Source organism: Acinetobacter sp. UBA3132, from assembly GCF_002364825.1.
Taxonomy (GTDB): domain Bacteria; phylum Pseudomonadota; class Gammaproteobacteria; order Pseudomonadales; family Moraxellaceae; genus Acinetobacter; species Acinetobacter schindleri.
In genome coordinates this window covers 1-7,779 of record NZ_DEZM01000152.1, presented here as the reverse complement: position 1 = coordinate 7,779, position 7,779 = coordinate 1, and the positions used below count along the sequence as shown (strand labels likewise).

Below are 7,779 nucleotides of genomic sequence, written 5' to 3'. Positions count from 1 at the left end.
CACCAGCGTTACCATAATCATCATGATAATCGCACTCAGGTTCGGTCTTGAACCGACAGAGCGTTTGATAGACTGATACAGAGGCCAAGTCATATAGGCAATAATGGCTGCCCAAACTACAGGTACAATAAAGTATTTGAGTACATTAAAACTCAAATAAAGCAGGATAAAAAATAATCCAAACAATAAAACTTTTTGTAATGTAGGCGCGTATTGTTGCACTGAATTCAATGACTCATTCCTTAGGTCTGTCAGGCATATTAACTGAAAAAAAGCCGGGCGCAAATGTACACTGACAAAGTTATACGGATTCTTTTATCAAAAAAAAGATATCGTACGCTGCGAGTTTAGAACCATTGGGCTGGATCATCGATAATGGCATTTAATACAGGTTGCCATTGTGCCTGCATTTCCCGGTACATTTTTTGTGGTTTATCGAAAATCGACAGACCTTCCATCGCCAGACGTCCATACGGTGCACGTTCAGAAATCCATGCCACCGGCTGCTGTTCAATACGGTCAAAGAACTGCTGAATTTCCTGATTCGATGCTGCATTCGGCCTATTACGATTTGCCAGAAGCAGAATCTGGACTTTACCTTTACGAATCCGCTTGATTTCCTGAAGATGTTTCAGAAATCGGCGGGTCGAATCGATATCAAAAAATGAAGGCTGTAAAGGAATGATAATGGCATGTGCTTCACTGACCAGTTGTTCCGCATGCTCACCATTTAAAGCGCCTGGCGCATCAATGATCAGGTATTCGATTTTCTTGGGTGCATCGCCAATAGATTTGGTACTACGCCAGTCCAGACTCTGAATCGGAGCAGCATTTTCAGGGCGATGTTTTAGCCATTGCAGTGCAGATTTCTGGTTATCGGCATCAGCAAGCGCAACCTTGTAACCTTTTTGGGCCAGTGCTGATGCTAGGCTGATGGCAGTCATTGTCTTGCCACAACCACCTTTCTGATTTGCAACTAAAATTGTTTTCATGAGTGGGGGTGATTTATTTATGTACATTGCTAGCATATCATTCTTTTCTGATCGGCAGATGGCGGAAAACCTCGACTTCAGTCGAATCTAACCATAACTTAAGTGAAAATTAAGGAAGATTGAATGTCCATATGGATGGCAATGTTAATAGGAGCGTGTATCGGGATTGTGCTAACCACACTCATTCTGGGGCAAAGCCGTAATGGCCGCATCAAGGCAGAATATGAACAGTACATTGCCGAGCTGGAACTGGAACATCAGCAGGCTCTGACGGCCGCCCAGAAGCGTAGCGTAAATACCAGCCGTGCTGTACTCAAGGGGAAAATGGCCGAACAGTTAGCACCGATTATGCCTGAATTTCAGTATTTACCCAGTGATGCCAAGTTCCTGGGTGATCCGGTAGATTATGTAGTTTTTGATGGTTATACCGACTTCCGTGATGGTGATGGTCTGGCCGAAGATATTGAAGTGGTGCTGATTGATATCAAGAGTGGTGGCGCAAGGCTGAGCAAAGGGCAACAGGCAATTGCCCGGGCAATTCAGGAAGGACGGGTACGCTTTGAAACCATCCGTATCGATTTTGAAGAATTCGAGGATTAGGAAAAGATCATATGAATAAATTACTGATCACCGCAGCACTATTCGCATTTGGGATCTGGGTCTGGTCAGAGTATTTTCGCGCTATCCCTCATCTGGAAGAAAGCGGCGTTCTCAAGAATTTTAAGGTAGAAGCGGTGCAGCCTGTTTCAGCAACGTATACAGTGCTGGATAAATCGTTTATCAAACCAAACCGTCGGGTCTTGCATCAGGCCAGTCCCTTTGTGGGCAGTTTTAATGATCTGGCCTATGTCAGTAATATTGATATCTTGCTGGCGATTCAGCCTTTGCCCACTACTATGCAGGCTAAACTGCAGCTCGATCAGCCAAAACGCTGCTTCCAGATTGAAGGTACAATCAATACAGCGGAGCAGGAAGCCATTAAAACCCATGTACAGCACTTTAGCCTGATTGCCGCCAATGAAAATATTGCCAATCAGATTCGCCGTCTGAAATCAGGGCAGCAGGTTCATCTTCAGGGTAACATTGTCACTGTACAGTCGGGTACTACAGGTCAGGCTTTTCAGGCAGGAATCGGGTCGAAACATCGCGCCCAATGTCAGTTGCTTAAAGTGCATGCTATTCAGGTGAATTGATTTTATTTAATGCCTGAAACAGGTTTGCGTGCCCGAGCCAGCAACATACGCTGTCCAATACTGGGAATACCAGCGGCATCGACATATTTTACTTTATCCAGTTCAAAACCAGCTTCAAGTAAAGCAGTTTCAATATCTCGATCAAGATGGCAGCCATCCGCGACTTTCTTCTGAATCGGGGTCAATAAATGCTGTAAACGCTGCACGTTCAGATTCTGCCGATTCAGTACATGTTCTACTACATGCAAAGTTCCACCTGGCATCAGTACCCGGTAAATCTCCTTCAGGCTTTGATGCAGATCAGGAATGCTGCAGAGAGTCCAGGTCGAAACCACATTTTCCAGCTGATCACGATCAAAAGGTAATGCTTCAGCACTGGCAAGAATGTGCTCAACCATAAAAGGCGTCGTCTGAATCCGCTCTTGGCCTAATTTAAAAATTTCGAGATTAGGCTCTAAGGCATAGACGGTATGGACGCCTTGATAGAAGGGTAGATTCAGCCCGGTACCGAAACCGATTTCCAGAACTTCACCAGAAACCCCAAGTAGCAGTTCACGGCGCAGATCCATGAGTGATGCGGTTTGCATGACCTGATTTAGCAGATGCGGGAAAATGTGTTTTTGATAAAGTTTATACAGCATGATTTTAGGTTCAATTTATTGCTGGATTGCGCTTAGCTTAACCGAAAATTTCCCGGTAAATATAATTTTTAGTACGACTCATTCATAGCACATTGTTACCAATTTCAACTATTTCCTTCATAAGTTCGCGCTAAGATATTTGGTGAACAGATGAACTGAGATGGTTGGGATAAAAGCAAGATGAGGTTGAAAAGCATGAAGCATATTGCCCTGTGTCTGGGTCTGATGTTACCGGTGCTGTCACAAGCATCCGTAGAACATAATATTGCCAAAGGCTTGCCACCCGTGGCAAAAGGCCAGTCAATTTCGGTATTGCAGCCGTTTAAAGGTGATTTCCGGATCTTGGGTTCAAAAATTTATAATAATGATCCGCAGGCCAAGTTTTCTCCAATTGATTATGCAGTAAGTTGGGGACTATTTGCTGAACCGGAAATTGCCCGACATATCACGGTAAACCAGTATGACCGCTATCTGAACTGGAAAATGGATCGTATTCCAGTGCCTAAAGCACAAGCCATGCAGATGGTATCCAATATGCATATCATTCCTGCCAATCCGCAGATTGCCAAAGCCATTAAACAGGTCAAACGTGGTGATCTGGTCCGTTTGAAAGGCGAGCTGGTTGAAGTGCGAGATAAAGATCTGGTATGGACCTCATCATTGACTCCGACCGATACAGGTGATGGCGCGTGTGAAGTGTTTCGTGTTAATTCAATTCAGTGGATTGAAAAGGTACAACGTAGCTAGTGATAAAAGTTCATTCATGGCAATTTATAGGAAAAGAAAACCGCTCAAAGGAGCGGTTTTTTTATAGCTTGATTGAGCATTTATTTAGCAGCTAGCGCTTCGCCTTCAAACTGAATCCCATCCCAGCCATTGAGCATGAACTGACGGATATTCTGGTGGTCGGTCGCTTCAGGCGTTGCCAGTACTGCGGCATAGTGTTCAGCAAACAGACTCAAAGTTTGCGCCTGATCCAGACCATTCAATTTAGCAAAAGAGAATACTTTTGCACTACCCTGGTTTTCAGTAGCGGCATTGGCTTGTTGACCATTTTTAAAAGCTGTTGGTGTGTGCTGATAGCGTGCATCAATGAATGCAATTACATCAGCAAATTTTGCTTCGCCAGCAGCCAATTGAGCCAGTAATTCCTGAGCCATGGGGTTTCCCTCTAGAACTTAAATAAATATGAATGGTGTCGAATATACCAATTTTTTGGCAAAGATCCATGTTCATTGTGCAATTTTAGGTGCATGATGTTATTCATTATTCTCGCCCAATATAAGGGCTGATGACGTATTCAGGATTGAAGGATAACGGAGAGGACATGAACTGGCTTTTGGTGGCAATGGGCGGCGCAATCGGGGCGACACTGCGTTATGCAACAGGCATGCTGATTTTCAAGCCGCAGATGTTATTTCCCTGGCCGACCTGGTGGATCAATATTATCGGTTGTTTATGTGCGGGGATCTTCTTTGCCTTTAGCCAGAAATACAGCTTTCTACAGAATGAAGCACGGCTGTTATTTATGGTGGGGATCTTGGGTGGTTTTACTACTTTTTCCAGTTTTGGTTTGGAAACTTTTCAGCTGCTTAAACAGGGAGCGCTAACAATTGCTATCAGTTATGTCGTATCCAGTGTGATTGTCGGTGTACTGCTGCTGGGAATTGGTTTCTATCTGACTCAGCTGGCTTTAGCGCAGGCATAAAAAAGTCAGGAAACTAGGGAGATTTCCTGACAATAGAGGATTTAGAAATGAGACATTAAGGTTTAACTGCGTTTAAAGCGTGCAAAACGTTTATTGAAGCTTGCTACGCGGCCTTCATTACTGGTTTGACGCTGTTCACCGGTATAGAAGGGGTGAGACGCACTTGAAATATCGAGAGTGACATAAGGGTAAGTTTTGCCCTCGTATTCACGGGTCTGGCTGGAATTCATGGTGCTGCCAATAACGAAATAAACATCGGCATTGGTGTCATGAAATAGTACTTCACGATACTCTGGATGGATATCTGGACGCATATTTTTACCTTGCTTGAACAACAATGACTAGATTTAATGTTATGTTATAATATAACAATATTGTTTTCAATATGAGCTTGGTAACGATGTGTATCCTGGTGTAACACTTGTTAAAGCTTAGGCACGTTTCGGCACCAGCTCCTCAAATACATCACTGAGATCATCTTTAACTTTCAAATGAATCAGGTTCCAGTATTGTCCTGAAATGGTCCGGTTCACCATCAACGTATCTGGAGAAGGTTTAAATACGTCCCAATATTTCAAGGATGGCTTGATCAGCTCTACACCGTCATGGTGCGCCGAGTTTTCCTCAAAATCATAATAGCCATTTAGTGGGCGTAACAGTACTTCCAGCCACTGTTCATACAGTTCCTGAGGGAATTTTCCAAGTTCTGTAAGTGACTTAAGCGAGTCTAGCTGCTGCTCGATCATCGGAATATTCTGTTCCCGAGCTGCATGTACTAGCTCTCTAAAATGACCAATCACTTCAGTAGATAAAGTTTTTACACCACCAAAATCGTAAATGATGACCGTGCCATCTTCACGGAAGGCGAAGTTACCCGGATGCGGGTCACAGTGGAAACGACGCAGATAGAAAATTTCCTGGCCAATGGCACGGAACAGGCGACGGCCCAGATCATTACGGATTTCTACCGGCCAGGTACTGGCAGTTTCAATACTTTCACCATGTTCCAGACTTAAAGTCAGAATATGCCGTGACGAATAATCCGGATAGACTTGTGGAATCACAATTTTGCTATCCAGTGTTTCGTGGAAAGCACGAGCAACCTCTAAATTTTGCGCTTCGATTTCATAGTTCAGCTCATCGTCCAGACTGTGCTGAATTTCCTTAAACAGCTGATCTTGCAGTTTACGGTCAATTTTCAATACCCCCATCAGACGTAACGCCAGACGGACCTGTTTTAGGTCGCTTTCACAAGCTTCTTCTACACCCGGATATTGCACTTTCACCACGACTTGCTGACCATTCGGCAAGGTGGCTTTATGCACCTGACCAATCGAGGCAGCCGCAAAAGGTTTAGGTTCAAAATCCTGGAAAATCTGCTCCAGCGGTTTGCCAAGCTCTTTTTCAACCTGTGCTTTAATCACATTAAACGGCATGGCTGGCGCCTGACGTTGCAACTTGGAAATGGCACGTGCGACTTCAGGTGGAAAAATATCTTTATATTGAGAAGCGATCTGACCAACTTTCATCACCGCGCCTTTCATTTCTCCAAGGGTATCGGCAATCTGTACACCAATATCCTGAAAGAGTTTGCTGCGCGCTGCATTTTTCTGCTCTTCGTCGGCAGTTAAGTTTTTAATAGAATTTGATAATGTTTTGCTGGCGATACTTGCTGTCATACCGGCAAGTTTCATAAAGCGACGACCGGGTGTGCTAGCCGTTTTTGCCATGCGGAATTCCTCAAAATCATCTTTTTAATGCTGCCTTTGATCATAGGCGACAAAGGCGTAAATGCCTATAACTAATTGTAGAGGTTGTGTTGCCAGCCCAATCTCATACTTCACAATTTCTTCAATAAGCTTCCAAAAACTGTACCAATACCGTTTTGATTCATTATTTAGAGTGATTGGGTAGCTATTAATTCTCAGTTTTTATGCATTGATGAGATTAGAATAGTCAGCATGATTGAAGCTAAGACTATTCCATGAAAGTTTATCGTTATTTTACCGGCAAGGATGATGTGCATTTTTGTGCCCGTGTCACCAAAGCATTAAATGAAGGCTATGAGCTGTATGGTTCACCAACCATGACTTTTAATGGTACGGAAGTGATTGTGGGGCAGGTTGTCATTAAAGAAGTAGCAGATGAATCTGAGATTCCACAAGGTTTAAAAGCAGCTTTAGAAGCGAACTAGAGTTCTGAATGATCATGCCCTCAATGTTTCATTCGCATTTTTATCTTATTGTGTAGGTGGTTTTTTACTTTCACAGCGGCAAAAGTAATAAAACCCCTTTATTACTGATGCTATATTCTGGGCCACGCTTTAAGCACTGCTTTAAAGCGTGGCGCAAGATGACTGATCAACGGCGACAGCCATGTCGCTTGCGGGTTAATTGAATATAGGATTGAAAATTCATCCTTTTTAATTCTTTTAAGCCTGCTGAATTAAACGTTTATTGTTGCCATAAAGGCGCATCAGCAGTAGTACACAGGCCACACTCAGACCGACAATCAGCCCCACCCAGACACCGGCCGCACTCATATCCGTAAATCTGGACAGATAGACACCGACCGGGAAGGCAATCACCCAATAAGCAATCATAGTGATCCACATCGGGCCTTTGGTGTCTTGCATACCACGTAAGCAACCTGCCGCACTGATCTGCCAGGCATCCATCAGCTGATAAGCAATTGCAAATAGCACCAGATACACCGCGATCTGGGAGACCTGTATTTCTGAGGTGTAGAGCGCCACAATCTCATGCTTAAAGAACCACAGCAGCAGCATGGTCAATACGGCGAGTACAGTAGCAGTGGCTAAACCCAGCCATTGCACCTGACGCATTGCGACCCAGTTTTTCTCGCCATAATAGGTTCCAACACGGATCGTCAAAGCAATCGCTAAAGACATCGGAATCATAAATAGCTGCGATGTAATGGAGATCGCAATTTGATGTGCCGCGACAATAGTTTCACCCAGCGGACTCAGGACAATCGCTGCCGTACTGAAAATGCTTACTTCAAAGAAAATTGCCAGACCAATCGGTAAGCCTAACTTGAGAATACGCTTGAGCCAGTAAGTATTAATTGTTTCCCAGTGAGTGAAGGGTTGGGTTGCCTGATAGGACTTATTTTTTAAAATATAAATCGCGAGCGTAATCAGCATCAGCCATTGCAGAATCGCTGTAGCAAAACCACAACCAGCGCTGCCCAATGCAGGAATTGGACCGAAACCATACATAAAA

The 7,779-nt window shown here is 44.0% G+C and carries 11 protein-coding genes and 1 pseudogene; 5 read left to right on the top strand and 7 right to left on the bottom strand.

The window, feature by feature from the left end:
- Positions 1–231 (bottom strand): annotated as a pseudogene (locus B4033_RS08525) (AI-2E family transporter); the annotation flags it as partial.
- Positions 232–347: 116 nt separating this feature from the next.
- Complete coding sequence (locus tag B4033_RS08520; protein ID WP_004809903.1) at positions 348–992, bottom strand: ParA family protein; 645 nt, start codon at positions 990–992, stop codon at positions 348–350.
- Positions 993–1,115: 123 nt separating this feature from the next.
- On the opposite strand from B4033_RS08520, the gene B4033_RS08515 reads away from it, so the two are divergent.
- Both B4033_RS08515 and B4033_RS08510 read left to right on the top strand, forming a co-directional pair.
- Positions 1,116–1,592: a Holliday junction resolvase-like protein gene (locus tag B4033_RS08515; protein WP_004809901.1), complete on the top strand. Its 477-nt coding sequence runs from the start codon at positions 1,116–1,118 to the stop codon at positions 1,590–1,592.
- Positions 1,593–1,603: 11 nt separating this feature from the next.
- The gene (locus tag B4033_RS08510; protein WP_286833184.1) at positions 1,604–2,185 is read left to right on the top strand and encodes a hypothetical protein; all 582 of its coding nucleotides are present in this window, start codon (positions 1,604–1,606) and stop codon (positions 2,183–2,185) included.
- 2 nt (positions 2,186–2,187) lie between these two features.
- Here the strand turns inward: B4033_RS08510 and B4033_RS08505 are convergent, their stop codons facing one another.
- Positions 2,188–2,826, bottom strand: a complete 639-nt coding sequence (locus tag B4033_RS08505) for a class I SAM-dependent methyltransferase (protein WP_286833183.1) — start codon at positions 2,824–2,826, stop codon at positions 2,188–2,190.
- Between the two features lie 195 nt (positions 2,827–3,021).
- Here B4033_RS08505 and B4033_RS08500 point away from each other — a divergent pair, with 195 nt between their 5' ends.
- Positions 3,022–3,573 (top strand): hypothetical protein, encoded by a 552-nt coding sequence (locus B4033_RS08500; RefSeq protein ID WP_004809895.1) that lies wholly within the window; start codon positions 3,022–3,024, stop codon positions 3,571–3,573.
- Between the two features lie 80 nt (positions 3,574–3,653).
- On the opposite strand, the gene B4033_RS08495 is transcribed toward B4033_RS08500, so the two are convergent.
- Positions 3,654–3,986: a HopJ type III effector protein gene (locus B4033_RS08495; RefSeq protein WP_004896192.1), complete on the bottom strand. Its 333-nt coding sequence runs from the start codon at positions 3,984–3,986 to the stop codon at positions 3,654–3,656.
- A 167-nt stretch (positions 3,987–4,153) separates the two neighbouring features.
- Between B4033_RS08495 and crcB the strand changes: the two genes are divergently transcribed.
- On the top strand, positions 4,154–4,534 hold the full coding sequence (gene crcB / locus B4033_RS08490) for a fluoride efflux transporter CrcB (RefSeq protein ID WP_004896190.1): 381 nt from the start codon (positions 4,154–4,156) through the stop codon (positions 4,532–4,534).
- 62 nt (positions 4,535–4,596) lie between these two features.
- Here crcB and B4033_RS08485 read toward each other — a convergent pair whose 3' ends face one another.
- On the bottom strand, positions 4,597–4,848 hold the full coding sequence (locus B4033_RS08485; RefSeq protein ID WP_004809889.1) for a type B 50S ribosomal protein L31: 252 nt from the start codon (positions 4,846–4,848) through the stop codon (positions 4,597–4,599).
- A 117-nt stretch (positions 4,849–4,965) separates the two neighbouring features.
- On the bottom strand, positions 4,966–6,264 hold the full coding sequence (locus B4033_RS08480; RefSeq protein ID WP_004809887.1) for an ABC1 kinase family protein: 1,299 nt from the start codon (positions 6,262–6,264) through the stop codon (positions 4,966–4,968).
- Positions 6,265–6,518: 254 nt separating this feature from the next.
- Here B4033_RS08480 and B4033_RS08475 point away from each other — a divergent pair, with 254 nt between their 5' ends.
- Positions 6,519–6,728: a DUF1737 domain-containing protein gene (locus B4033_RS08475; protein WP_004809883.1), complete on the top strand. Its 210-nt coding sequence runs from the start codon at positions 6,519–6,521 to the stop codon at positions 6,726–6,728.
- Between the two features lie 237 nt (positions 6,729–6,965).
- On the opposite strand, the gene B4033_RS08470 is transcribed toward B4033_RS08475, so the two are convergent.
- On the bottom strand, positions 6,966–7,779 hold an 814-nt coding region (locus tag B4033_RS08470), incomplete at its 5' end, for an MATE family efflux transporter (protein ID WP_286833180.1).

Excerpts from the sequence above, each read along its gene's own strand:
- B4033_RS08520 (WP_004809903.1), bottom strand. The coding sequence starts at position 992 with ATGAAAACAATTTTAGTTGCAAATCAGAAAGGTGGTTGTGGCAAGACA.
- B4033_RS08515 (WP_004809901.1), top strand. The coding sequence starts at position 1,116 with ATGTCCATATGGATGGCAATGTTAATAGGAGCGTGTATCGGGATTGTG.
- B4033_RS08510 (WP_286833184.1), top strand. The coding sequence starts at position 1,604 with ATGAATAAATTACTGATCACCGCAGCACTATTCGCATTTGGGATCTGG.
- B4033_RS08505 (WP_286833183.1), bottom strand. The coding sequence starts at position 2,826 with ATGCTGTATAAACTTTATCAAAAACACATTTTCCCGCATCTGCTAAAT.
- B4033_RS08500 (WP_004809895.1), top strand. The coding sequence starts at position 3,022 with ATGAAGCATATTGCCCTGTGTCTGGGTCTGATGTTACCGGTGCTGTCA.
- B4033_RS08495 (WP_004896192.1), bottom strand. The coding sequence starts at position 3,986 with ATGGCTCAGGAATTACTGGCTCAATTGGCTGCTGGCGAAGCAAAATTT.
- crcB (WP_004896190.1), top strand. The coding sequence starts at position 4,154 with ATGAACTGGCTTTTGGTGGCAATGGGCGGCGCAATCGGGGCGACACTG.
- B4033_RS08485 (WP_004809889.1), bottom strand. The coding sequence starts at position 4,848 with ATGCGTCCAGATATCCATCCAGAGTATCGTGAAGTACTATTTCATGAC.
- B4033_RS08480 (WP_004809887.1), bottom strand. The coding sequence starts at position 6,264 with ATGGCAAAAACGGCTAGCACACCCGGTCGTCGCTTTATGAAACTTGCC.
- B4033_RS08475 (WP_004809883.1), top strand. The coding sequence starts at position 6,519 with ATGAAAGTTTATCGTTATTTTACCGGCAAGGATGATGTGCATTTTTGT.